Genomic DNA, 25,870 nt, shown 5'->3' with positions numbered 1-25,870 from the left:
TTTCCATAAATGCAAACGTTACTTGTGGCGCCAAGGTTATTTGACCTTGGCAAACGATAGCCGGCAATTCAAAGGGCATTGCTAACGGAGGATTAGCGCCGAGGACTGTTTGAGCGCAAGCGAGTTCACTTTCATCTGATTAAAAATTTAGGATGAAAGTACACGGCCGCCAGGCGCCCGGAGGCGGCGGAGCTCGTCCATTTATATGGGCCGGCGTGTTTGTACCATCTTAACTATCATAATTTAATGAAGATAGTATAAGAAAACTATATCTTCCGCCTGCGCCCTTTGGGCTTGCCGGAAGATAAGTTTTCTTTACGTAGGTAAATGCCTTGGCGGCTGTAAACAACATTACTTTTACGAAAACGGGTTTAGTCCAGCCGGCTGAAAAACAATATGGAACAAAACAAAGACGCTAACCTTCCATATAGCAGTTAGCGCCTCTCTTGCTTTTCCCATTTTCTCCCTTTTAAATATTCAACGCCACTTCATAGGCACTCCAAATTGCATGCATTACATTAGAAGCTTGTAGCGCATCACCGATTACATATAAGTCAACTATCTTGCCGCGCAGTTTGTCGTATAACTCTCTGTTAGATTCAAAGCCCACCGCAATGGCAACGGTATCTGCAGGCACCGATTGTCTCTGGAAATTTTTATCAATAATTACCGCCCCATCATCTGTTACTTCCAGCAGGGCATGGTTGGTAATAACCTTGACCTTATGATACTTTAACAGATCAATCAGCATCGCCCTGTTCATATGTGGAACCGGATGGCCCGTGCTCATTAATTCATTCATTGTTTCCACAATAGTCACGCTTTTACCCTGCTTGGCAAGATACAGAGCGGTTTCACAGCCTACCAGCCCGCCACCGATCATAAGCACCTTTTGCCCGGCACTCTTTAAGCCGTACAGCAACTCAACGGCGGTGGCTACCTTAGGATGATCAATACCGGGTACATCTAATTTCTTTTCTTTTGAGCCCGTTGCAATAATCACAACATCCGGATTCTTTTCTGCGATCAGCCACTCATCAACGGTGGTATTTAAATGAACATCGATTTTTAACTCTTTCATTTCATTCTTGTACCACTCGATCAGCCTTTTATCATCATACTTGAAATCCGGCACTGCCGCCGCTATAAAGTTACCCCCAAGTTGATCTCTGCTTTCATAAAGGGTTACATTATGACCTCTCAAAGCGGCTACTCTTGCCGCCTCCATTCCGCCCGGGCCGCCACCGACAATCAGCACATTCTTGGAAACAGCGGCGGGCCTTATCTTATAAAAACTTTCTCTGCCTGCCTCCGGGTTAACCGCACAGGATAAAGGCCTGCCTTCAAAGCCTCTGCCCAAGCAGCCCAAATGACATCCGATACACGGGCGGATACTCTCTTCTTTGCCGGCCATTACCTTTTTCGGCCAGTAGGGATCAGTAAGCAGTCCTCTTCCCAGAGAAATCATGTCAGCCTGCTTATTTTGCAGGGCTTTTTCCGCCAACTCCGGTATGTCCATCTTTCCGGCAACGATCACCGGTACAGTCACTACCTTTTTCAACTCTTCGGCCAGCTCCAGATAACAGCCGTGTTCAAGATATACCGGAGGATGTGCCCAATACCAGGCGTCATATGAGCCGGCATCTGCATCAAAGGCGTCGTATCCGGCTTCCTGCAGTATTTTGGCCGCCTCTAAGCCCTCTGCTATGTCCCGTCCTTTTTCTTCATATTCTTCCCCGGGAAGCCCGCCTTCCCGCCAGTCTTTAATGCAGCTCTTTACACTGTATCTTAAAATTACCGGATAATCCTGCCCGGCAACCTTTTTAATTTCTTTTACTATTTCGCACGGCAGCGTCAGCCTTCCCCTTAAGTCACCGCCATATTTATCGGTTCGCCTGTTAAATATGGACAATGTAAACTGATCCAGCAAATAGCCTTCGTGAACGGCATGTATTTCCACACCGTCAAACCCTGCATGTTTTGCCAGGGCTGCCGCTTCTGCGGTTTTTTTCACCAACCACTCAACCTCTTTTGTGGTCAGCTCCCGGCATGAAATTGTCGGATCCCAATAATTCGGAATAGCTGAAGCCGATACCGGCGGCGCATCCAGCAATGCCGGTGCTCCGCTTCTGCCAAATCCCAAGGATAACTGCAGAAATATTTTCGCACCGTAGGCATGACAGCGCTCTGTCATTTCGGCAGCAGTTAATGCAAATCTTTCCGGATTTATCGACACTATCGGAATTATGCCTGTTTTAATTTTATCCAGCTCGTTTTCAACCTTAGTTACACTGGTGATTATGAGACCAACGCCTCCCTTTGCCCGTTCCACGTAGTAGTCAATGGCCCGCTGGTTAAAGCAGCATTCGTTGTCCACCAGCCTAAAGGCCCCCATCGGCGCCATAGCAATTCTGTTCTTAATTTCCAGTTGGCCAATTTTAAAGGGTTCAAACAGAATATCTCTTGCCATTACAAATCTCCCTTCTGCGGCTGCGTTAATTGTGATTTTTATAGTGATTATTGTTATTCAGAAGGTGAGATCTTATACGCCAACGGCAAACCCAAGGCCTTACCGGTTTTGTTTTCACTGCCCGTAAAAAGACACTATATTCTCCTCTCACCGTAGTATCCGCTTATTTTTAGGGGAATACTAATCCATTATATTTACAAAGGAGAGTGATAGCATGACCGGCACCGGCAATAGAGCACCTAATCGCCTGATATATGAAAAATCACCTTATTTATTACAGCACGCCTATAACCCGGTAGATTGGTACCCCTGGGGTGACGAGGCCTTTGCCAAAGCCGCCGCGGAAGACAAGCCGGTATTTCTCTCCATCGGCTATTCTACCTGTCATTGGTGTCACGTGATGGCTCATGAGTGTTTTGAGGATGAAGAGATTGCGGAGATTTTAAATAAGCACTATGTATCCGTTAAAGTTGACCGGGAAGAGCGCCCTGATGTGGATCATATTTACATGTCGGTATGCCAATCTATCACCGGTCATGGCGGCTGGCCCTTAACCCTGATCATGACACCGGACAAGGTGCCGTTTTTTGCCGGCACCTATTTTCCCAAGTACGCCCAAGGCGGAATGCCCGGCTTAATGGATATCTTACAGGCTGTGCAACAAAAATGGCACAAGGACAAAAGATCCCTTACCGCTATCGCCCAACAAATTAAACAAGCATTACAAGAGCTGGAACAACCCCAACCTGATAAGTTTAATGCCGATATTGTTCACACTGCCTACCGGCAATTAAAAAACAGTTTTGATGCCGCTTATGGCGGCTTTGGCCATGCGCCCAAATTTCCTTCCGCCCATAACCTGCTGTTTTTAATGCGCTATTACAAATTACACCAAGAAAAAACCGCTCTTGACATGGTGGAGAAAACTTTAGAAGGGATGTACCGCGGCGGCATTTACGATCACATCGGGTTTGGCTTTTCCCGCTACTCAGTCGATCATCAATGGCTGGTTCCTCATTTTGAAAAAATGCTGTATGATAACGCCATGCTGGCGATGACCTACTTAGAAGCCTATCAAATCACCAAAACAAAACTTTACAGAGAAGTGGCGGAAGGTATTTTTGACTATGTGTTGCGGGATATGACCGCCCCGGAAGGCGGCTTTTATTCCGCGGAAGATGCGGACTCGGAAGGTGAGGAAGGTAAATTTTATCTTTGGACACCGGAGGAGGTCATTAAAGTACTGGGTGAAAAAGAGGGCAATGAATACTGCCGGTTGTACAATATCACCAGCCAGGGAAACTTTGCCGGCAAAAGTATCCCCAATTTGATTAAAACAGATCTCGTAGCCGATGAATTAGAAATATTAAAGCAAAAATGCCGGCCGAAATTATTTGAATACCGCCAAAAGCGCATTCACCCGGGCAAAGACGATAAAATACTTACTGCTTGGAACGGCTTAATGATTGCCGCCTTCGCCAAAGGTGCGCAAGTACTGCAGGAACCCCGCTACTTAAATGCAGCGGTTAAAGGGGCTGCTTTTATTAACAACAATCTGCGCACTAAAACAGGCCGGCTCTTAGCCCGCTACCGGGATGGTGAAGCCGCCTATCTCGCTTACCTTGATGATTACGCTTTTATCATTTGGGGTCTTTTGGAGTTGTACAACGCCACCTTTGATTATCAATACCTGGAAAGGGCCCTGAGTTTAAATGCCGATATGATCGACCTGTTTTGGGATCAAAAACAAAGCGGATTTTTCTTTTACGGTCGTGACCAAGAACAATTAATTGCCCGCCCCAAAGAGGTGTATGACGGAGCCATCCCATCCGGTAATTCAGTAGCGGCTTATAACCTAATCCGCCTCGCGCGCTTAACGGGTGATAAAATGCTGGAAGAATACAGCGAAAAGCAACTCAACGCTTTTTCCGGAGATATCCGCCTGCATCCCCGGGGATATACTTTCTTTATCACGGCCGGACTGCTTTTCCTGCAATCACCTTTAGAAATAGTCATTGTCGGCGATGAGAAAAACCCGGAAACCAAACAAATGATAAAAGCTGCACAAACCAAGTTTTTACCGGAAGCAACGCTGCTATACCGGCCCAATAGCGGTAATTACCCTGATTTGCCCCTCTTAAAAGGCCGCAATGCGGTAAAGGGCAAATCTACAGCATATATCTGCAAGAACTTTGCCTGCCAAGAGCCAATTATCGATGTCCATAAATTTGAAGCGGCATTAACTTAAATCTCATACCCCTTTTTCCGGGGTATATTTTTTCAATTATAATAGACGAAAAGTAAAGTTTTCACAAAGGGATTGTTAAAAAAATATAGAATAATCAAATATTTAGAAGCTTTAAATTTTATTCCAATGGTGGCGGATCCGATTATGGAAATACTTTTTACAGACAGCAGCTTATGTCGAAATTGTTATGCCTGTGTGCGCGCATGCCCGGTAAATGCAGTTTCATTTCAAAACGGCAAAGTGACTATCAGCAAACAAGACTGCATTTTATGCGGCAATTGTGTTAAGGTGTGCTCACAAGGCGCTAAAATACTGCATAATGACACTCCGAAAATAATGGATTGGTTAGCAAAGGGTGAAGAATTAACAGCCATTGTCGCACCCTCCTTTGTTGCCTCTTTCAATTGCCGGCCCCATCAGCTCATCAGCGCATTAAAAAAGTTGGGCTTTGCGTACGTTTATGAAGCCGCCTTTGGGGCGGAAATATGTGCAAATGAGTATTTAAAATTACTTAAACATCGGCAGAAAAGGACAATAATATCCACTCCCTGCCCATCAGTGGTGTTACTGGTAGAAAAGCATTTTCCCAATTTAACTAACTGTCTGGCTCCAATCCAATCCCCGATGATGATCACCGGGCAGGTGGCGAAAAAAGAACATCCCAACTGTAAAACTGTGTTTATCGGCCCCTGTATTTCTAAAAAGGCAGAAGCAATCGCAGGGAATGCCGGAAACTATATTGATGCGGTAATCACTTTTGAACAGCTTAAACAGTGGCTTAATTATAAAAAAATAATCCCCGCAAAATTACCTGAGGACAAATGGGATTCTCCCGGAGCATACCTGGCCAGACTGTTTCCGTTAGCCGGAGGACTGCTAAAAACCATGGGCCTGCGCCAAGATGTTGCTTCTCTTAAAGTAATCGAAGCCAACGGCCCGGCAAAATGCAAAAGCATTCTGCGTTCGGTCTCCTGCGGTTCCTTATCTCCGGTAATATTGGATTTGTTATGCTGTGACGGTTGTATCAACGGCCCAAAAATAGCCAATAATGAGCTTTGTTTTAACAAAACAAAAAAAGTAGTTAACTATATAAAAGAAGAAGTCAAGGTTAAGCCGCAATACTTTGCCGCTTTGTATCCCGATTTAGATACCCGCCGCACATTTGTCAGCAAACAGCGCACTAAAAAAATTTATAGGCAGGAGCAAATTTGGGAAGTGCTAAATCAAACCGGCAAGTACACTAAAAAGGACTTATTAAACTGCGGCGCCTGCGGTTACAATTCCTGCTGGGATAAAGCAATTGCCGTCTTAAACGGCAAAGCGGAAATTCAAATGTGTCTGCCCTTCTTATTAAAGCAGTATAAGGATTCTTATACCAGCATTGCCACATTAATGATGTTCAGCAGAACTTTAGAACACAAAGCGGCTACCGACAGTTTAACAGGCTTATATAATCACCGAAGGTTTCAGGAAGAACTCAATAAGCAAATTGAAACCGGCAAGTTAAATAACCAAAATTTTGCTTTATTAATCGTTGATATAGATAATTTTAAACTGGTAAATGATTTACACGGGCATCAAAACGGCGATAAAGTTCTCTACGATATTGCCGTACTAATGCGCAATTACTTTAAAGACGGTTTTGTTTCCCGCTACGGCGGGGAAGAGTTCGCCATTATTTTGCCGCAAACCGCCCCCCAAAAAGCTTATGAAATAGCTAAAGGGTTTGTTAACCAAATACAAAACCACGCTTTTTCCTTGTTAAGTAATTCGAATGCAAGCATTCAATTAACGGTTTCAGTCGGCATTTCCTGTTTTCCAACCAATGCCGTTAACCGGGATGACCTGTTGCGTCAAGCGGATTACGCTTTATACAGCGCTAAAAGAACTAAGAACAATGCAGTGCTTTATTCCAGTGTTCTCGATGAAATCTTCCCGGATGAAGATAACAGCGCCATTAGCACCATCAAAACATTAAATATTGTGATCAATGCCAAGGATCATTACACTTTCAAGCATTCTGAAAGGGTTGTCTATTATTCAGAGACATTGGCCAAACATTTAGGTATGCCGGAAGAAGATATTAAATTTTTAAGATACGGTGCCTTTTTACATGATATCGGCAAAATTAAAATTGACATGTCAATTTTACTTAAGCCGGGTAAGTTAACCGAAAAAGAATATGAACTTATCAAGCAGCACCCGTTAACCGGCGCCGATATTGTTCGCAATATACCTTCTTTAGAAAAAGCCATTCCGGTGATTCTTTATCACCATGAACGCTATGACGGTAAAGGCTACCCCCGGGGACTGAAGGGAGAGGACATACCCCTATTAGGGCGGATAGCAGCAATTGCTGACAGTTTCGATGCCATGACCACTGAACGTCCTTACAAGGAAGCATTAACCTATGAAGAAGCGGTTTTAGAGTTAAAAAGAAACGCAGGCACACAATTTGACCCTTTATTAGTTGAAGAATTTATTAAATGTGTTAAAGAACTGCATACATAACGGCGGTTTTCATTTGCTAAAAAAGAAAGGGGCATCGCTCACTACCTAAGGCGGTTGACGGTAGTAAAGGATGCCTCCTTTTATTTACCTAAAGCTTTAATATTTCCGCAACGGCGGTACGAATTTTTGAGGTCGGAGTAATACGATGATGAAGAACAGGCTTGGCATTTAATCCTTTTAAAGGCGCCGGCACCGACCAGCCGGTTTGTTGGGCTAAAATATCCAACAATTGAAACTCACTCTTGCCGCTCACCGCTTCGGCCTTCAAAACGGCCTGAGCCACACTGGCATTAAATTTAAACGGGCTGGCTGTAGACAAAATTACCGTTTTGGTGCTATCGGCAGTAAGTTCTCGGTATTTTTGATAAACTTTAAATGCTACCGCCGTATGAGGATCAACTAAGTAACGATACTGTTGCCACACCTTGCTGATGGTTTCCAAGGTCTCTTGATCAGAAGCATAATCCGACCAAAATAACTGCTGCACCTGCTCTTTCACATTTTCATCCACTTGATAGCTGCCGGCCTGTTTCAATTGAGTCATCCAATCGTTTACTTTCGCCGGCTTACGTCCGGTAAGTTCAAACAACAGCCGTTCTAAATTGCTGGAGATCAAAATGTCCATCGAAGGCGACAGGGTCTTTAAGAAATCACGCTGTGCGTCATATCTGCCGGTATTAATAAATTCTGTTAACACATTGTTGGCGTTAGAGGCACATATCAGGCGGTTAACGGGCAAACCCATTAATTTGGCATAATAACCGGCCAAAATGTTGCCAAAGTTTCCGGTAGGTACAACAAAATTTATTTGTTCCCCTAATGCAATTTGCCCGGTTCTTAACAGTGCCAGATAGGAATAAAAATAATAAACTATTTGCGGCACCAGTCGGCCCCAGTTAATAGAATTTGCCGAGGATAAACAATAGCCGGCGGCGTTAACCCTGTGATTGAAATCCCGGTCACCAAAAACCTGCTTTACGCCTGTTTGACAGTCGTCAAAGTTGCCCTCCACCGCAACCACATGAAGGTTATTGCCCTCTTGAGTGACCATCTGCAACCGCTGCACTTCACTCACGCCATGAGCGGGAAAAAACACAATCACTTGCGTACCGTCTACATTTTTAAAGCCTTCCAGGGCCGCCTTTCCGGTATCACCGGATGTAGCTACCAAGATTACTATTTCTTTATCTTCTCCGGTTTTTTTCGCCGCTTTTACCAGCAGATGAGGTAACATCTGCAAAGCCATATCTTTAAAAGCACAGGTTGGCCCGTGCCACAATTCCAACACATGCAAATCTTGATTTATCGAGTAGGTCGGTGCTATTTCGTGATGTGCAAACTTATTACCGCCATAGGCTCCGGTTATGCACTGCATTAATTCGTCTGCAGTAAAATCGGTAAGATAACAGCCCAATATCTCCTTGGCTAACTGCGGATAACTTAAATTAACAAATTGATGCAGCTGTTCTAAAGAAACGGCGCTAAATTTTTCGGGTACGAACAATCCTCCGTCTGAAGCAATGCCCTGCTTAATGGCTTCAGCCGCACTAACCGGCACCGCCTGCCCTCGGGTGCTTATGTACTGCATTTATTCATCCTCCATGTTTTCATATCGTATATAAAACCCAATATTAATCATTGTTAATCAGCTTTAGTTTTTGCTGTCGGGACAGTTTTTTTATCTCAGCCTCCCTTTTCATGGCTGCTTCTTTGCTGCTGTATGCTTCATAATACACCAGCTTCACCGGCAAGCGGGAACGTACATACTTACTGCCTCTGCCCTTTTGGTGCTCGTGCAGCCGGTGTGATATGTCGGTGGTATAACCGGTATACAGGGATCCGTCAGCGCATTTTAACATATAAATAAAATAAGGTTTAAAGGTTGTATTTTTGCCCGTTGATTTCATATGAAACGTTTATCTTTGCCGTTTTATTGACCATATGCAGTGCGGAACAATACTTGTCTACTGAAAGTTTAATTGCCCGCTCTACCTTTTCAGCCGGAATATTATTTCCTTTAAACCGATAGACCAAGCAAACATCGGTATATACTTTGGGGTGTTCACTGGCCCGTTCCCCTTCTACCGTAATGTCAAACTTGTCAACCTCAACTTTCATCTTATTGAGAATAGAAACAATATCAATTCCGGTACAGCCTGCTACTGACATTAAAATTAAAGCCATCGGTGTCGGAGCGGTATTGTCACCGCCGGCCCCAATCGGCGCATCCATTGTAATGGTATGTCCTGATTCGTCTGTAGCTGAAAATTTCAATTTCCCTTCCCATTCGACATTTACTTTCGGCATCCTCATCCACCTTCCTCTCTGAATTGCGATAATTAAGATTTATCTAATTATTATACAATGCAGACAAATATCCAACAAGGGCACCCGGTAAAAAGGGCGGGTTACAAACCCTATGTCACCTAAAGCTTAGTCTTGCCGGCTTGAAGATAAGGCAATAAAAACTGCAGCATTGCTGCTGCAGCCTGCAGTTACTTTTTTAATTTGGTATCTCTTATTAAAACCGGTGTAAAGTTTACATAATCTGCACTAACTAAATGAAAGTTAATTCCCCATGCGGTGTCCGGCAATCTGAAGCGCTGGGCACGGGAATGTAAATGTCCGTATACAACGGTACTTACATTGTATTTTATTAATACATCTATAAAGCCGGAGCGTTCATGCTTTTCATTTGTCGGCATATAATGCATCATCACAATAATCTCGTCCACATCTTGTCGGACACTCTTTAAAGAATTTTCCAGTCTAATAATTTCTCTTTTATATATTTTTTCATCATGTTCAGTAAAGCCGATACCGTTATTGGGACACACCCATCCCCTGGTCCCACAGATTGCAATATTATCTACTAAAACATGATCGTTTTGCACCGCCTGCATATTTGGCGGCAGTGCTTTCCTTACCTTGGATATACCCTGCCACCAGTAATCATGATTCCCTTGGATGGCGATAATTTGACCGGGAAGCATTCCTAAAAAATTCAGGTCATGAACGGTTTCATGAAGCTTAGTAGCCCAAGATATGTCACCGGGAAGAAGCACTACATCATCTTCACCGACTATGTCATGCCAATTATAATAAATTCTTTTATAGTGCTGTTTCCATTCTTCGCTGCACTTGTCCATAGGTTTATAGTCAACTACAGCGTCCCAGTTGTTGGGGTCTACCGGCTCCTTAAATGATAAATGAATATCGCTAATGGCAAATAATTTCATAAATACCCCCCCAACCGGATTTTTATTAATGATAAACTCAAAGTACATTTGCTGTCAACTTATTCCAAATTACTATCTGCCCCCGATTACTATCGGACATTTGACGTTTTTTATCAACCGGTTAAGGGAGTATTTCAATCCTCCCTCAGCCCGAGGCAAAGTTTCTTTTAGATGAGGCAGCACTAATACTTTGCAGTGACGGGATAAATCAATAATTACCTTCTCCACCTGGCCGCCGGCAATTTCCGTTTCATAATTAACGCCAGCTTTTTGGGCGCGCATGCTAAACGCTTCCAACACTTCATTTGCCCGCTTGTTTAGCCCATCAATCAGCCATTGAAAAAAACGCAATCGGTTTTTTTCAGTATTGATCCATTCATCTCCAATTAGACTTTCCCAACCTGCACTGATGACATAGACGGCCTTCAAACTGACATTATATTGTTTGGCAAGGTCAAAAGCAATTTGTTCTGCTTTAACGGCGGCTTTAGAACCGTCAGTAATTAAAATAATCGGCTGCACTGATTCTACCTCTCCGAAAACTAGAAAAGTATTAATGTCGGTTTAACTCATGAGCGGCAATGATCGCGGTAGCAATTTCAAACATGTTTTTTCTCTTTTTCATGCTTAGCTGCTGCAGTTCCCTGTGTGCTTCATTTTCAGACAGGTTTTGTGTATTCATTAAAATGGCCTTGGCCCGTTCAATTGCTTTTCTTTCGGCTAAAGTTTTTTCCAGGTCTTTTAGCTGCCTTTCCAGTCTTTTAAAGCGCTCAAAGTTAGCCAAGGTTTGCTCTACCGCAGTAAACAATTGCTGAGCACGGATTGGCTTGACAATAAAAGATATGAAAAACGAATCCAGCCCTTGATTCAACAAATCAGTGTCTGCGTGAGCGGTGATGACCAAGGAAGGTGCAACTTTTTCTTCTTCCAGTATTTTGGCTACCTTGAAGCCATCCAAGCCGGCCAATTGAGCATAAAGCACTACCAGATCCGGTTGAATGCTTCGCGCCAGCTTTAACACCGTCATTCCGTCTGTTGCTTCGCCTACCACAATATAACCCAATCTAAGCAACATTTCTTTTAATCTTTTCAGTGCTTGCTCACTGCTCTCTGCAGCAACAATCCGCCTACGCTCCATATTAAAACCCCTGTACTATTTTATTTCTGAAGTGTGGGTATATATCCGCAGAACTTTGTTGCATGAGCATACTGAAATAGATGATTATGTTTCTGAAGTATTGGTATATATCCGCGGAACCCTTGCCGCTATCATGCACGGTATTTCGTAATTAATAGTCCCCAGTTTTTCGGCTATTTCTTCGATCGGTATTTCATTGCCCTGTTGTTTGCCAAAAAGAACTACTTCGTCCCCGGGCTTAACATTATCCACATGTTCAACATTAATCATGCATTGATCCATACATATCCGCCCTACTACCGGTGCCCGCTGACCGTGAATTAAAACCTCACTACCGGTTAGCATACGAGTGTAACCGTCGGCATATCCCACAGGAAGTGAGGCAATTACCGTTTCTTTTTCAGCACGGTAAATACTGCCGTAACTGATACAGGTCCCCGGCGGCACTTTTTTTACATAAGCAACCCGCGCTTTTAATGACATCGCCGGCTTCAGTTTTATTTTATCTTTATTTACTTCATTAGAAGGATATAAGCCATAAATGATAATGCCGGCCCGCACCATGTCGAGATGGCTATCGGGAAGATCAATAATTGCCGCGCTGTTTGCCGCATGCCGGATCGCAAAATTTATGCCGGCAGAGCTTAGTTGGCTGATAAAATCAGTAAAGCGGGAAAACTGCATTTTCGTATAGCTTTTATCTTTCCGGTCCGCATTAGCAAAATGAGTGTAAATACCTTCACATTCCAAATACGGCAAGGCGACAACTTCCTTAATTTCTTTCAGCGCCTCACTGCCGGGAACAAAGCCGATTCTGCCCATCCCGGTGTCAATTTTAATATGCACTTTTGCCTTGCGACCGACTTTTTTAGCCGCTTCATTCAACCCTTGGGCTAACTCTAAACTGAAAACCGTTTGGGTAATGTCATTTTCCACCACTTCTTCAAGCTGTTCCGGCGGTGTATAGCCTAAAATCAAAATCGGGCAGTCAATCCCTTGTTTGCGCAAGTCCAGTGCCTCTCCTAAGCGGGCAACAGCCAAGCGTTCAGCCCCATTAGCCAAAGCCACTTTAGCAACAGATACCGCACCGTGTCCATAAGCGTTAGCCTTGACAACCGCCATTAACTTTGCTTTGGGATTTGTTATTTTACGGATTTCTCTTACATTGTGGGCAATAGCTGAAAGATCTACTTCTGCCCAAATTGGATCAACGACCATTGAAATCACCTGCTCCGTTTTAATTGATCTTATATAAATATTTCTCATTACAAGTATATTAATCCTTCAGCATTAAAGGAAAACTTGTGTGCTACAGGAACATTACTTATGGCAGGTGTAATATAAAATTTATCGGCGTGTCGCTAACTACTAAAAAATCCTTTTTCGACACGCCGATAATGAAATGGTTATTTACTATTTAATCAACCAGTACTTCTTCCAGCGGAGTATAATCGAGATTAAGAGCTTCGGCTACGGCTTTATAGGTGCAACGACCGTCAACTATGTTAACTCCTTTAGCCAAGGCGGGATCTTCTTTAACTGCCTGCACATAACCTTTGTCGGCAATTTTTAATGCATAGGGTAAAGTAACGTTAGTTAAGGCAAAGGTTGAAGTACGAGCTACAGCACCCGGAATGTTAGGTACGGAATAGTGAATGACACCGAATTTCTCAAATGTGGGATTATCATGGCTGGTAATGCGATCCATTGTCTCAACGCTACCGCCCTGGTCAATGGCAACGTCTACAATTACAGAACCGGGCTTCATGGTTTTAACCATTTCTTCAGTTACCAGGCGCGGTGCTTTAGCTCCGGGAATCAGCACACAACCTACCAGTAAATCGGCCTCCTTCACCGATTCAGCAATGTTATAAGAATTAGACATCAGTGTTTTAACCCGTCCGCCAAAAATATCATCAAGGTAACGCAAACGGGCAGCATTCAAATCAATAATCGTTACATCCGCACCAAAACCGACGGCAATTTTGGCCGCGTTAGTTCCTACTACACCGCCGCCGAGAATCACCACTTTTGCCGGCGTAACTCCCGGAACACCGCCTAAGAGAATGCCGGCACCGCCTTTCGGCTTTTCTAAGAATTGAGCACCTACTTGGATTGACATCCGTCCGGCAACTTCACTCATCGGTGTTAACAGCGGAAGGGATCTGTCACTTAATTGCACTGTTTCATAAGCAATACCCACAACTTTCTTTTCCAGCATAGCCTTAGTTAGCTCCGGTTCCGCAGCAAGGTGTAAATAGGTAAAAATAATTTGACCTTCTTTAAAATAGTCGTATTCTTCCGCTAGCGGCTCCTTAACTTTAACGATCATGTCTGCAATATCGTAAACCTCTTTGGGAGTATCTAAAATTTTGGCACCAACAGCAATATACTCTTCGTCAGTAATACCGCTGCCCAATCCGGCGCCTTTTTCGACAAATACTTCGTGGCCATGGTTAACCATAGCGTGAACACCGGCGGGTGTCATTCCTACACGGTTTTCGTTGTTTTTGATCTCCTTAGGTACACCAATTTTCATGTCCTTAAGTCCTCCTCATACTGTAATTTAATTTGTGTGTGTATGGAATTGGAAATTTTATTGCTCGCCCAAAATGTTTTGAGCGAATTGAATTAAAATGAAAAAGTAACAGCCGCGATTCCTTATTTTTCCACCCGCATAATGCTTTGGGGCAGATAATTTATGATATCGCCGGCCGTTAAACCGCAATAACCTAAGTGTTTACCGGCATAATCACCTGCCAAGCCGTGTATATAAGCTCCGGCAGCTGCCGCCTGATCTGCCTGCATACCTTGGGCGATAAATCCGGCAATAATACCGGTAAGTACATCACCGCTTCCCGCAGTGGCCATCCCGGGGTTCCCGGTGGGATTAATATATAAAACGCCGCCGGGAGCAGCAATTAAAGTGCGCGCACCCTTCAATAATACCGTGCATCCCCATTCATCGGCAGAATTAACAGTCAAAGGCAGCCTTTGTTCCTGAACTTCGGCAAGGGAAATCCCCAATAAACGTGACATTTCCCCCGGGTGCGGGGTAAGTACGGCCGGAGCGGTTAATTGCCGCAGTATCTCGGTACTGCCGGCTAAAGCATTGAGGGCATCGGCATCAATCACCATCGGTTTATTCACTTTAGGTAGCAAACGCCGCAGCATTTCTTGGACATTAGCCTGTTGCGACAATCCGGGACCAATAGCCAAAACATCAACCTTCCGCAGTTTTTCCAAAATCAACGGCAGTGCATCTACCGACAATGTTCCGTCATTAGCCGGCAACGGTAAGGTCATCATCTCAGGCACCCTGCCGGAAACAGTGCTGTGGACGTCTTCAGGAACAGCCAACGTAACTAAACCCGCACCGCTTCTTAAACATGCTGTTGCCGCTAATATACCTGCACCGCTCATCCCCCTTGAACCTGCTACTATCAATACCCGCCCACAATCCCCTTTATGGGTGGCAGCACCACGCCGAGGCAGCCATGGTCTAACAACCTCGGTATCCAACAGCATTTTCTTGTTACTGCTACTCTGCAATAGAGCGTTCGGCAAGGAAATGTCGGCAACCACTAATTCGCCACATACTTCTGCCCCCTGCTCCAGCAGCATGCCAATCTTCGGTAAGCCAAAGGTCACCGTTAATGTGGCCTTCACGCAAATTCCGCCAATTTTGCCGGTATCTGCCTCTAAGCCGGAAGGAATGTCTACCGAAATCACCGGCAGATTGCTGGAGTTAATCAGTTCAATAATACGGCCCACTCTTTCGCTGACCTGCCCCCGAAAGCCGGTGCCATACATGGCATCAATAATTAAGTCAGTAGTCATCAGCGAAACTTTAACTAAGTTAATGCCGTTGGGTTGATCCACCCGATACACTTTTTGTTTTAAATTTTGCCAGATTGTTAAATTAACAGCGGCATCTCCGGTTAATTTTTCAGGCTCATCAATAATCATTAATCTGACATCTGCACCGTTATTATAAAGATGACGGGCAATCACCAAACCGTCTCCTCCATTGTTGCCCTTGCCGACAAAAACAGTTACTGTTTTGCCTTGCACCCTGCCGCCAAAATGCTGCTTTATGGCTTCAACTACTTTTATACCGGCATTCTCCATTAAAACTATGCCGGGAATACCGTATTCATCCATTGCCCGCCGATCTATCTCTTTCATTTCTTTTGCCGTTGCTACCCGCATGAAAAACCATCACCCTCTATCACTCACTGCTACCGCAAAAGCCACCGCCCTGGTCCGGTCATGAGACAAGCTAACTAAAAAGCTGCTAATGTTTCTCTGTCGGCAAATTTCTTCGGTACCGCCATAGAGCTTCACCTTAGGCGGACCGTCCGGATGTTCCGGCAATATTTCAATTTCATTAAACCGACAGCCCCTAAGCCCTGTACCCATTGCCTTTAACACCGCCTCTTTCCCGGCGAAGCGAGCAGCCAAACAGGGATAAGGATTATTGCGCGATAGGCAATATTCTTGCTCCTTTGGCGTAAATACCCGCTCTAAAAAGCGAGCGTTTTTACAAGCTTTGTTTATTCTGGCAATTTCTATTGTATCAGTGCCAACACCGATTAACAACAATAATTCAATTCGCTCCTTTAAAAGCCTAATAATTTACGCAGTTTTTTAGCTTGCGCCCGGGAAACGGGTACTTCACTCTTTTCTTTATCTTCCATCACTAAATTATAAGTGCCGTTAAAGAAAGGAATAATTTCCTTAACCTTATGCAGATTTGCGATATAACAGCGGTGTGTCCTAAAAAATACTGCTGGGTTAAGCCTGGCCTCCAGCTCTTTTAAAGTAAACCTGGTAATCATTGTATCATCGTACGTTTTGATATGCACATAATCACTTTCCGTAAAAGCATAAAAAATTTCGGATGTATCTACCAAAATTGTTTTTCCAAACCTCTCTGCAGGTATACGCTCCATTTTAATATCTTTAACCTGCCGGTTTTGATTGTCCTGCCTAATGTTTTCCGCTTCCATATCTTGCGCGTTAGTAGCATTTTGGGCATAATTTTGATATGATTTTAATATCTTATCCAGCGTTTTTCGCAAACGCTGCTCCTCTACCGGTTTTAAAATGTAATCAACGGCATTTACTTCAAAAGCTTTTAAGGCATGCTCATCGTAAGCAGTAATAAAAACGATATGTGGCTTGCGAGGTAAGTCTTGGATAGCTGCGCTTAATTCCAAACCGCTCATACCCGGCATGGCAATATCTAAAAATATCACATGGTAATCCAAGGCTTTAATTAAGGCCAACGCCTCTTGAGCACTGGTAGCCTCACCAACAATCTCCACATCGTCAAAGTTACTCAATATATAGCGAAGCTCCTGCCTGGCAGGATACTCATCATCAACTATCAACGCGCGCAGCTTCATCTCCTTTCTCCACCCCCTCACCGCTGTCTAATATTAGCGGAATTCTTACAAAAACCGTGGTCCCTTTTCCGGGTACACTGTTAATGGTCAAAGCATAATCCTCACCAAATAAAAGCTTTAACCTTTCGTTTACGTTACTTAAACCGACCCCGCTACCTGAACCAAAACCCGGTTTAAATATTTCAGACATCAATTCCGGTTTAATACCAACACCGTCGTCACGAACAGTAATGTGAATTTCCCTGTCTGTCAATTTTGCGGTGATTATTACCGTACCTGAACCTACCTTCGGGGTAATACCATGACGTATCGAGTTTTCAACTAAAGGCTGCAAAGTTAATACAGGCACTTTAAATTTAAGCAGCCTTTTGTCTATATTTCTTTTTACGCGCAATTTATCCCGAAAGCGGGCTTTTTCCAATACTAAATAATTATTGAGAAATTCCAGTTCCTCTTCAAAAGTTACCAAATACCCCCGCCGCTTTAAAGAATGACGGAAAAAGGCAGCCAATCTTTTTAACAATCTCCTGGCAGTTTCCGGATTAGTACGAATAAACATGCTGATAGTGTTCAGGGTGTTGAACAAAAAGTGGGGATTTATCTGCGCCTGCAGGGCATTAAGCTCTGCCTTGGTTACCAGTTGCGTCTGGCGGTCCAATTCGGCAAGCTCCATTTGCACACCAAGAAGCTGAGCAATTCCCACTGCCAACTTCACAAGATTGGAAGGCATTTCACCGGCTATAGTCTGATAAAGCTTCACCGTGCCAACCACTTCGTTTTTGCATTTCAGCGGAGCAATAACCGCAGCTTCCAGAGGGCAATCACAGCTATTATGACGGGGGCAGTTAAAATCCTCCTTTTTTTCTACAATTTTTAACTGCCCGGTTGCTATTACCTCTTTTGTGGCATTGGTGATAATTGAGCCCCCGACTGGGTGCATTTCACATCCCGCGCCCAAATAAGCCAAAACATGCTGTCGATCGGTAATAGCCACTGCCGGAACATCACTAATCTTTTGAATAATCTCTGCTGCTTGTTGGGCGGTTTCACGGTTCAACCCCTGACGCATAAAGGGCAGCGTTTCGTTGGCAATTTGCAAACTGCTGTCAAAGGACTTAGGATCAACCTTTACGGTAACAACCCTATGCAAGCGAGGATACACTGTTACGATATAGATTATTATAAAATTAGTCAGCAGTATAATCAGCGAAACTCGCCAGTCTTTGGTACATAGATATATCCCGATCAAAGCAACAATCTGTACGATTAAAAACTGTATGGTGATAGCGTTCTTTAGTTTGCTTTTCAAGTACAATTTAAACCCCTCATAATCAATTAATAAAAAAAATAATTAATATTATGTCATTATTATTCTACAAATCAATTGTTGATTCCTTTAGCTACGCAAAACATTGGGTATGTATACATAATAATACATAATATTAGATTATATTTGAAACAATAAAGATGGCAGAAAAAAAAAGGGCTGAAGCGATACAAACGCTTCAACCCAATTTGTCATCCGGATTATACATTGCTTTGTAATTCTGCTAAGGCATCAGGATTTTCTAATGTCGTAGTATCGCCCATCGTCCTGCCTTCGGCAATGTCTCTCAACAGCCTTCTCATGATTTTACCACTGCGTGTTTTCGGCAGCTCGGCAACAAAGTAAATCTTATCCGGACGGGCCAAACCACCGATCTTTTTACCGACAAATATCTTTAACTCATTGTGCAGTTCGTCACTGGCTTCGAAACCTTCTTTTAGGGTAACAAAAGCGGCAACTACTTGACCCTTAACTTCGTCACTTTTACCGATAACCGCAGCTTCAGCAACCGCCGGATGTTCTGTCAGCACACTTTCAACTTCCACAGTGCTCAACCGGTGTCCGGAAACGTTAATTACGTCATCTACGCGGCCCTGAACCCAGATATAGCCGTCTTTATCCTTGATGGCACCGTCACCGGTAAAGTACACGCCCTCAAAACGCCCCCAATACTGGTCTACATAGCGCTGAGGATCCTTATAAACGGTGCGGATCATTGCCGGCCAAGGATGCTTAATGACCAGAAAGCCCTTCTCTCCGACTGCAGCCGGCTGACCTGCCGCATCTACAACATCCACCTCAATGCCCGGCAACGGGTAAGTGGCCGAACCGGGTTTCACATAAGTAATGCCGGGTATGGGGCTAATCATAAGCTGACCGGTTTCAGTTTGCCACCAAGTATCCACAATCGGGCAACGGCCTCCGCCGATATTTTTGTGATACCACAGCCAGCATTCCGGATTAATTGGCTCTCCTACCGAACCAAGCAAACGCAAGCTTGACAAATCACGGCCGGCAGGCCAGTGTTCACCCCATTTCATAAACATCCGCAGGGCGGTGGGTGCCGTATAAAAGATAGATACTGCATATTTCTCAATTATTGCCCAAAAGCGATCTTTAGCCGGGTAATCGGGTGCGCCTTCATACATAACGGTTGTTGCCCCGCTGGACAGCGGACCGTAAACTATATAGCTGTGCCCGGTAATCCAGCCGATATCTGCAGTGCACCAGTAGATATCATCTTCTTTGATATCAAACACCATCTGATAAGTAGAGGTAACCCCCACCAAATATCCGCCGGTAGTATGCACTACTCCCTTGGGTTTACCGGTAGTACCACTGGTATAAAGTATAAACAGCATGTCTTCTGCATCCATTGCCTCTGCCGGACAGCCAATGGGAGCTTGCTCCATCAATTCATGATACCAAAGGTCGCGCTTTTCAACCATATTCACTTCACAACCGGTGCGCCGGACCACTACAACTTTTTCTACGCTGTCACAGCCTTCTAAAGCAACATCAACATTATTTTTCAATGTAAGCAGTTTGCCACGCCGATAACTGCCGTCAACGGTAACCACCAGTTTTGAGCCGGCATCGTTAATCCTGTCCCGCAAAGCTTCGGGAGCAAAACCGCTGAACACAACGCTATGAACGGCACCGATCCGCGCACAAGCCAGCATGGCAATAGGTAGCTCGGGGATCATCGGCATATATAAACTTACCCGGTCACCTTTTTTTACGCCAAGCCCTTTTAAAACATTTGCAAACTTAGTAACTTCACGGTATAAATCCTGGTAAGTCAGTACCCGGGAGTCTCCGGGTTCGCCTTCAAAAATAATGGCAGCTTTATTTTTTCTAAATGTTTTTAAATGTCTGTCAATACAATTGTATGAAACATTTAATTTTCCACCGACATACCATTTAGCAAAAGGTTGTTCCCAAATCAGCGGCTGATCCCACTTTTTAAACCAATCCACTTTTTCCGCTTCTTTAACCCAATAATCCAGCCAATTCTCATTAGCATCTTGATATATACGCGCGTCTTTAAAGTTAGCTTGCTTTACAAAATCTATACTGGGGGCAAATACCCTTTCTTCTTCCAGCATAAAGTTATTCAACACTTCGCTGCTTGCTTTCTGACCGGACATCTTAACGCCTCCTCGAAATCAAATGTGCTATACTTAAGTATATACATGCCGCTAAATATGCGTAATATTTTATCGCTGAAATAACTAATTTGCCCCCCGAACGACACTCCGTTCAAAAAAACCTTGTATACAACCATTTAGCCCTTAAATCGACCGTTCAGCTTGTAAATGCGACATTTGGATGTTCCCTGTCACCGTTTCAAGTGAGCATGATCCAAAAATTTTTGCCCTATACAGCCATCTAAATGGGCAAAAAAAATGCTCCGGCAAAGCCGAAGCATTTTATTGTGCCGCATATTCCGTTAGCAGTCTTTTAAAAATAACCGATACCGGAAGTATATCCTTAATTTTATGTACATTTTGACCGGCAAATACAACCCCTTCACTGACCTTCCCGTTACAGGAATTTACCAGTGCTTTCATGATGCAGTAATCCCGGGAACAATTTTTCAAACAGCCTTCACATTCTTTTATTGGCGGCAATTCATTTTTCTGCAGCAAGTTTACAAATTTATTGCGGATAGCTCTTCCCGGCAAACCCACAGGGCTTTTAATTGTTACTATATCATCTGCCTTGGCCTGCAAATACATTTGCTTAAACTCGTCTGATACCGTACATTCCTCACTCAAGACAAATCTTGTCGCCATTTGTACGCCACTGGCCCCCAATTTTACCATGTCAGCCATATCCTTGCCGCTGACTATTCCACCGGCGGCAATTACCGGCAGATCAACCGCCTCTTTAATTTCCGGTAAAATTTCCCTGACCGATCTATCTGTGCCTAAATGTCCGCCGGCCTCAGTACCTTCAGCCACCACAGCGGCTGCACCGTATTTTTCGGCAAGCCGCGCTGCTTTAGCCGATGAAACAATGGAAACGATGGGAACGCCACCTTCCTGGCCCCAACGAAAGATATCCCGGGAAAAGCCAGCGCCGGTAAAAATAACATCAATACCTTCTTTAATTGCGGTAGTGGCAAGTTCTTTAAATTGCCGAGCAGCGTACATTATATTTATTCCGATAATTCCCCCATCGGCCAGTTTACGCGCTTGGCGAATTTCATCCCTCAGCTCATCCGGTGTAATACCGGTAGCGGCAATCAGTCCAATGCCGCCGGCCTTTGCTACCGCCCCCGCCAGGGAGGAGGTAGATACGCGTACCGCCATACCGCCTTGGACAATGGGGTACTTTGGCAGCAAATTCCCAATTTTTAGTTTAGGCAGTTTCAACTGTTTTCCCTCCAAAAATATGTTTAACTATTACAGTTAAACACACATCTCAACAATTTTCAACTATCATTATAACCGACTTAATAAATCTTTAAAAAAATTCCTCCAAACAAAAAATGAGGTGCGTTTGTGCACCTCATCTAAAATTATCCTTCATCTATAATTTTCCTAATTCCATTACCCAGCCAAACTTGTCTTCCGCTTTGCCGAGTTGAATGTTTACTAAGCGTTCGTACAGGGATCTGGTAACCGCACCGACTTCATTATTATTAATAATATAATTTTTCCCTTTATAGTATAAAGAACCCACCGGGGATATAACGGCAGCAGTACCGGTACCAAAAGCTTCGGTAAGTTTTCCGTCGGTAATTCCCTCAATAACTTCATCAATCGATATCAGGCGCTCTTCCACTTGATAACCCATATCGGCGGCCAGCTTAAGCACTGAGTCGCGGGTAACTCCCGGTAAGATAGAACCGGTCAGTTTAGGGGTAACTACCTTATTGCCAAAGACAAAAAACATATTCATGGCCCCAACTTCTTCTACATACTTATGCTCTTTGGCATCCAGCCACAATACCTGAGAAAAGCCTTTCTCTTCTGCTATCTGAGCACCCAATAAGCTTGCCGCGTAGTTCCCGCCGGTTTTAATGTCTCCCACACCGCCAACAACGGCTCGCACCAATTTATCTTCCACATAAATTCCTACCGGATTAAAACCGGCCTTAAAGTAAGGGCCCACCGGAGAAAGGATGATATAAAAGAGATATTCCGCTGCCGGATGTACCCCTAAAAAAGCTTCCGTGGCAATCATCGTGGGACGGATATACAGCGAGGTGCCCGGCGCCCGCGGTATCCAGCGTTTTTCCAGCATAATCAATTCTTTTAAAGCTTGAATAAAATCTTCCTCGGGAATTTCCGGCATACATAAGCGCCTAGCTGACCGATTCATGCGCCGGGCGTTCATTTCCGGCCGAAAGGTCAAAACTCTGCCGTCTTCACTGACATAAGCCTTTAAACCTTCAAAAATTTCTTGCGAATAATGAAGCACGCAGCATGCAGGATCTAATTCAAAGGACTTGTAACGCTCAATTTTGGCATCATGCCAACCCTCGTTTTTGTTGTATTTCATGGTAAACATGCGGTCAGTAAACACTTTGCCAAACACCAATTTGCCGGGATCCTCAAACAAGGGTTTTAAGTCTTCATCAGCGATCGGTTCACAATAGATTTCCATAAACTCATCTCCTAATTTACGTATAATTCTATCAAGTCTGCTTTTTTAAAATTCTTTATTCTACATTTATCTTTGTCTTCCTTTTTTTATTAAAAATTATCTGAGAATTAAAAATTTCTGCCTGTCTAGTTCTTGGGCATTGACCGTCCTATGCACACATAACATTACTTTTACATAATTTATACCAGTACATTAATCAGCTCAAAGGAGTGGATTCAACTGTATACTTATGAGTTTATAAAAAAAGTTGCCCCCCACGCTCAGCAATGCTGCCGTAAAACCGGTGTTTTTGCCAGCTGCATCATTGCCCAAGCGGCCTTAGAAAGCGGTTGGGGAAAAACCGTACCTAAAGATAAAAAAACCGGGCGCTACAGCTATAACTTGTTTGGCATTACAGGAGAAGGGCCCTGTGGTTGTGTTGAAATTCCTCACGTGGATTATGAAAAAGGCAAAAAAGTATGTCGCATGCAAAAGTTCCGCTGTTACCGCAGTTACGAAGAATGTTTTGCCGATTATGAAAAAATAATAATGCTGGATCGTTATAAACCGGTAAGAAAAGCGGCAACACCCGATGAAGCGGCTCATCAGCTTTATAAATGCGGCTACGCCACCGACCCCAAATATGCGCACAAACTTATTTCTATTATGAAAAAATATAAGCTATACGATTACGACATTGATTAATCAATAAGTAAAAAGGGCTGTCGTACAACAAGTTTAAGGTTTGTAGTACGACAGCCCTTTTAGTTGGAAAGCTGGACAAGTGATGTAGAGACGGTCTTGCCAATCCCTACAAACACGCCCCTTTATTTTAATGATGATGTCCGTGACCGCCACAACCGCATATTGAAGGACGGGTAGTTAAAGTTCCGGCAGCATAAGCTTCAGCAACCTCAGTAATATCACCGCTTGCCCCGGCTACTACTTTTAGGCCCATTGCCTGCAGCGCCTCTAACATATGACCGCCAATACCGCCTACAATAGCTACGTCAACACCTTCGTTTTTAATTAATCCGGCTAAACCTCCATGATTGTGCTGCAGCCCTTCAGCAGAAATCACTTTCTTATTTACCACTTTGCCATTTTCCAATTCCAATATGGCAAACTCTCTACTGGTACCAAAATGCGGGTTCACTTTTCCATTTGCAACTGGCATAGCAATCTTCATTTTAAATTCCTCCCTGCAATTTTTTGTAACTAAGGTTAAAAGATCATTTTATTTATATTATACCATAAATTGCTAATTTCCTGCTTAATACTTCCTTCCGCTAGCAATGAAGCCGGAATTTGATTAACTACCGCTTGATGCATGACATTATCATAGGGAATTTTGCCGATAACCGGAATATCCAACTTTTCGGCTAACAGTTCAATGCCACGGCAGTTTTCTTCGTTTAAATTGTATTTATTGATGCAAATGGCGATCTTACAGCCAAAATTTTTTGCTACCTGTGCTACCCGTTCTAAATCATGAATTGCCGAAGCCGTTGGCTCGGTAACAATTAAAGCCATGTCCGTTCCGGCCAGTGATGATATCACCGGGCAGCCTATTCCCGGAGGCCCGTCAGTTATAATCAGCGGAATGCCTTTTTCCTCAGCTATTTTTTTTGCCGCCTTGCGCACTTCAGCCACCAGCAGGCCGGAGTTTCCTTCCGCAATTCCCAATTTGGCATGCACAAAAGGACCATAAGCTGTATTAGATATATACCAATGGCCGGCAAGATGCTTTTGCATTTCCACCGCACCCTGGGGGCAGACACGGGAGCAAAGCTCGCAGCCTTCACAGGCCAGTTCATTAACCTTAAAATTTTTAATTGCCTCAAAACTGCACAACTCGGCACACATGCCACATTGATTGCATTTATCTAAATCAATCTTGGCTTTGGGCAGGCCGTAAAAGGGAGTCTCTTCTATAATGGTGGGGTCTAACAGCATGTGCAGGTTGGCAGCGTCTACGTCACAGTCGGAAATTACCGCATTGGAAGCCATGGTAACCAATGATGCCACAATGCTGGTTTTCCCGGTGCCGCCTTTGCCGCTGATTACTGTCAGCTCTTTCATCCCTGCACCCCCTTTAACACGGATTGATAGAGCTGATAAAATTTCTCCTGCCAAGCCGGGTTGTCTTTAACTAAAGGAACGCCTTTAGAATAACTGCGGGCAATACTGACGTCCAAGGGAATGCGCATTAAAATATCCAAGCCATTATCCCGGCAAAAATCTTCTATTATCCTGCTGTCGGTGTCATCCCGGTTAATAACCACGCCACAGGGCACACCGAGAACTTTAACCATTGAGTACGCCAATTTTAAATCATTAAGCCCAAAGGGTGTGGGTTCGGTAACCAACACACAGTAGTCTGTTTCCTCTACCGTGGTCATTGCCGGGCAAGAACTCCCCGGAGGGCCGTCCAAAATGTTTATCCCGTCTTCTATGCACTGCTGTTTAACTGCCTTAATTACCGGCGGGCTGATGTGAGAACCCACCTTTAGTTTGCCGGTAATTAAATTCAGCCCCTCTGCTTCCTGTCTTGTGACCAAACCAATATCCCTACTTTTAGGCTTTATAGCTTTCGCCGGACATAATGTCCAACAAGCTCCGCAGCTGTGGCACATATCTTCAAAAATAAGTACCGAGCTGCCAATGTTAGTTATTGCATTAAAAACGCAAACCTCATAACATCTGCCACAGCCATCACACTTACTTTCGTCTACCTCGGGCACCGAAACAGAAACCATCTTTTCATCTAATTGCTTGCCTTGAAAAAAAATGTGGGCATTTGGTTCTTCGACATCACAATCTAACAGCTGCACGGGGGCATTTTTAATTGAAAGAGCCAGGTTAGTGGCCACCATGGTTTTGCCGGTCCCGCCTTTACCGCTGGCAATAGATATGCGCATGATATCCAC

General features: G+C 44.0%; 22 protein-coding genes. 3 read left to right on the top strand and 19 right to left on the bottom strand.

Translation table 11 applies throughout. From position 1 onward, the window contains the following. Positions 1 to 469 precede the first annotated feature (469 nt). Positions 470 to 2,470 carry an oxidoreductase gene (locus tag ACZ5NG_RS00650; RefSeq protein ID WP_464252112.1) on the bottom strand — a complete coding sequence of 667 codons (2,001 nt, stop codon included), beginning with the start codon at positions 2,468 to 2,470 and terminating at the stop codon, positions 470 to 472. A gap of 214 nt (positions 2,471 to 2,684) precedes the next feature. On the opposite strand from ACZ5NG_RS00650, the gene ACZ5NG_RS00645 reads away from it, so the two are divergent. Next, positions 2,685 to 4,718: a thioredoxin domain-containing protein gene (locus tag ACZ5NG_RS00645; protein WP_464252111.1), complete on the top strand. Its 2,034-nt coding sequence runs from the start codon at positions 2,685 to 2,687 to the stop codon at positions 4,716 to 4,718. Between the two features lie 72 nt (positions 4,719 to 4,790). After that, positions 4,791 to 7,229 (top strand): [Fe-Fe] hydrogenase large subunit C-terminal domain-containing protein, encoded by a 2,439-nt coding sequence (locus ACZ5NG_RS00640; protein WP_464252110.1) that lies wholly within the window; start codon positions 4,791 to 4,793, stop codon positions 7,227 to 7,229. Between the two features lie 88 nt (positions 7,230 to 7,317). On the opposite strand, the gene thrC is transcribed toward ACZ5NG_RS00640, so the two are convergent. The 15 genes from thrC to ACZ5NG_RS00565 form a co-directional block, all read right to left on the bottom strand. Then, positions 7,318 to 8,817: a threonine synthase gene (gene thrC / locus ACZ5NG_RS00635; RefSeq protein WP_464252109.1), complete on the bottom strand. Its 1,500-nt coding sequence runs from the start codon at positions 8,815 to 8,817 to the stop codon at positions 7,318 to 7,320. 43 nt (positions 8,818 to 8,860) lie between these two features. After that, positions 8,861 to 9,136: a GIY-YIG nuclease family protein gene (locus ACZ5NG_RS00630; RefSeq protein WP_464252108.1), complete on the bottom strand. Its 276-nt coding sequence runs from the start codon at positions 9,134 to 9,136 to the stop codon at positions 8,861 to 8,863. Further along, positions 9,105 to 9,536, bottom strand: coding sequence for an OsmC family protein (locus tag ACZ5NG_RS00625; RefSeq protein WP_464252107.1), 432 nt, complete (start codon positions 9,534 to 9,536; stop codon positions 9,105 to 9,107). Before ACZ5NG_RS00625 ends, ACZ5NG_RS00630 begins: the two co-directional genes overlap by 32 nt. 188 nt (positions 9,537 to 9,724) lie before the next feature. Then, a complete protein-coding gene (locus ACZ5NG_RS00620; RefSeq protein WP_464252106.1) occupies positions 9,725 to 10,468 on the bottom strand; it encodes a metallophosphoesterase in 744 nt (247 codons plus the stop codon). 72 nt (positions 10,469 to 10,540) lie between these two features. Next, positions 10,541 to 10,990 (bottom strand): universal stress protein, encoded by a 450-nt coding sequence (locus ACZ5NG_RS00615; protein ID WP_464252105.1) that lies wholly within the window; start codon positions 10,988 to 10,990, stop codon positions 10,541 to 10,543. Positions 10,991 to 11,021: 31 nt separating this feature from the next. Continuing rightward, the gene (locus ACZ5NG_RS00610) at positions 11,022 to 11,606 is read right to left on the bottom strand and encodes an ANTAR domain-containing response regulator (protein ID WP_464252104.1); all 585 of its coding nucleotides are present in this window, start codon (positions 11,604 to 11,606) and stop codon (positions 11,022 to 11,024) included. A gap of 84 nt (positions 11,607 to 11,690) precedes the next feature. Continuing rightward, positions 11,691 to 12,824, bottom strand: coding sequence for an alanine racemase (alr, locus tag ACZ5NG_RS00605; protein ID WP_464252103.1), 1,134 nt, complete (start codon positions 12,822 to 12,824; stop codon positions 11,691 to 11,693). Between the two features lie 199 nt (positions 12,825 to 13,023). Beyond that, entirely contained in the window at positions 13,024 to 14,145 is a 1,122-nt protein-coding gene (gene ald, locus ACZ5NG_RS00600; protein ID WP_464252102.1) for an alanine dehydrogenase, read from the bottom strand. Between the two features lie 122 nt (positions 14,146 to 14,267). Continuing rightward, complete coding sequence (locus tag ACZ5NG_RS00595; protein ID WP_464252101.1) at positions 14,268 to 15,818, bottom strand: NAD(P)H-hydrate dehydratase; 1,551 nt, start codon at positions 15,816 to 15,818, stop codon at positions 14,268 to 14,270. A gap of 9 nt (positions 15,819 to 15,827) precedes the next feature. Then, complete coding sequence (gene acpS / locus ACZ5NG_RS00590; RefSeq protein ID WP_464252100.1) at positions 15,828 to 16,211, bottom strand: holo-ACP synthase; 384 nt, start codon at positions 16,209 to 16,211, stop codon at positions 15,828 to 15,830. Positions 16,212 to 16,228: 17 nt separating this feature from the next. Beyond that, a complete protein-coding gene (locus ACZ5NG_RS00585) occupies positions 16,229 to 17,017 on the bottom strand; it encodes a LytR/AlgR family response regulator transcription factor (RefSeq protein ID WP_464252099.1) in 789 nt (262 codons plus the stop codon). Beyond that, entirely contained in the window at positions 16,992 to 18,326 is a 1,335-nt protein-coding gene (locus ACZ5NG_RS00580) for a histidine kinase (RefSeq protein WP_464252098.1), read from the bottom strand. Before ACZ5NG_RS00580 ends, ACZ5NG_RS00585 begins: the two co-directional genes overlap by 26 nt. A gap of 218 nt (positions 18,327 to 18,544) precedes the next feature. Further along, on the bottom strand, positions 18,545 to 20,494 hold the full coding sequence (gene acs / locus ACZ5NG_RS00575; protein WP_464252097.1) for an acetate--CoA ligase: 1,950 nt from the start codon (positions 20,492 to 20,494) through the stop codon (positions 18,545 to 18,547). 282 nt (positions 20,495 to 20,776) lie between these two features. Next, positions 20,777 to 21,724, bottom strand: a complete 948-nt coding sequence (locus tag ACZ5NG_RS00570; RefSeq protein ID WP_464252096.1) for an NAD(P)H-dependent flavin oxidoreductase — start codon at positions 21,722 to 21,724, stop codon at positions 20,777 to 20,779. A gap of 157 nt (positions 21,725 to 21,881) precedes the next feature. Beyond that, a complete protein-coding gene (locus tag ACZ5NG_RS00565) occupies positions 21,882 to 22,961 on the bottom strand; it encodes a branched-chain amino acid aminotransferase (protein WP_464252095.1) in 1,080 nt (359 codons plus the stop codon). Between the two features lie 174 nt (positions 22,962 to 23,135). Here ACZ5NG_RS00565 and ACZ5NG_RS00560 point away from each other — a divergent pair, with 174 nt between their 5' ends. After that, a complete protein-coding gene (locus ACZ5NG_RS00560; RefSeq protein WP_464253081.1) occupies positions 23,136 to 23,645 on the top strand; it encodes a glycoside hydrolase family 73 protein in 510 nt (169 codons plus the stop codon). A 127-nt stretch (positions 23,646 to 23,772) separates the two neighbouring features. Here ACZ5NG_RS00560 and ACZ5NG_RS00555 read toward each other — a convergent pair whose 3' ends face one another. From ACZ5NG_RS00555 to ACZ5NG_RS00545, 3 genes are read right to left on the bottom strand one after another with little or no spacing between them, the layout of a single operon-like run. Continuing rightward, a complete protein-coding gene (locus ACZ5NG_RS00555) occupies positions 23,773 to 24,129 on the bottom strand; it encodes a NifB/NifX family molybdenum-iron cluster-binding protein (RefSeq protein ID WP_464252094.1) in 357 nt (118 codons plus the stop codon). A gap of 35 nt (positions 24,130 to 24,164) precedes the next feature. Then, positions 24,165 to 25,022: an ATP-binding protein gene (locus tag ACZ5NG_RS00550; protein WP_464252093.1), complete on the bottom strand. Its 858-nt coding sequence runs from the start codon at positions 25,020 to 25,022 to the stop codon at positions 24,165 to 24,167. Continuing rightward, positions 25,019 to 25,861: an ATP-binding protein gene (locus ACZ5NG_RS00545; protein ID WP_464252092.1), complete on the bottom strand. Its 843-nt coding sequence runs from the start codon at positions 25,859 to 25,861 to the stop codon at positions 25,019 to 25,021. The genes ACZ5NG_RS00550 and ACZ5NG_RS00545 overlap by 4 nt, the downstream gene beginning before the upstream one ends. Between the last annotated feature and the right edge of the window lie 9 nt (positions 25,862 to 25,870).

The organism is Desulfovectis peckii (assembly GCF_055391705.1).
Note: the sequence above shows the minus strand (reverse complement) of the source record. Positions and strands in the feature narration are given on the sequence as shown.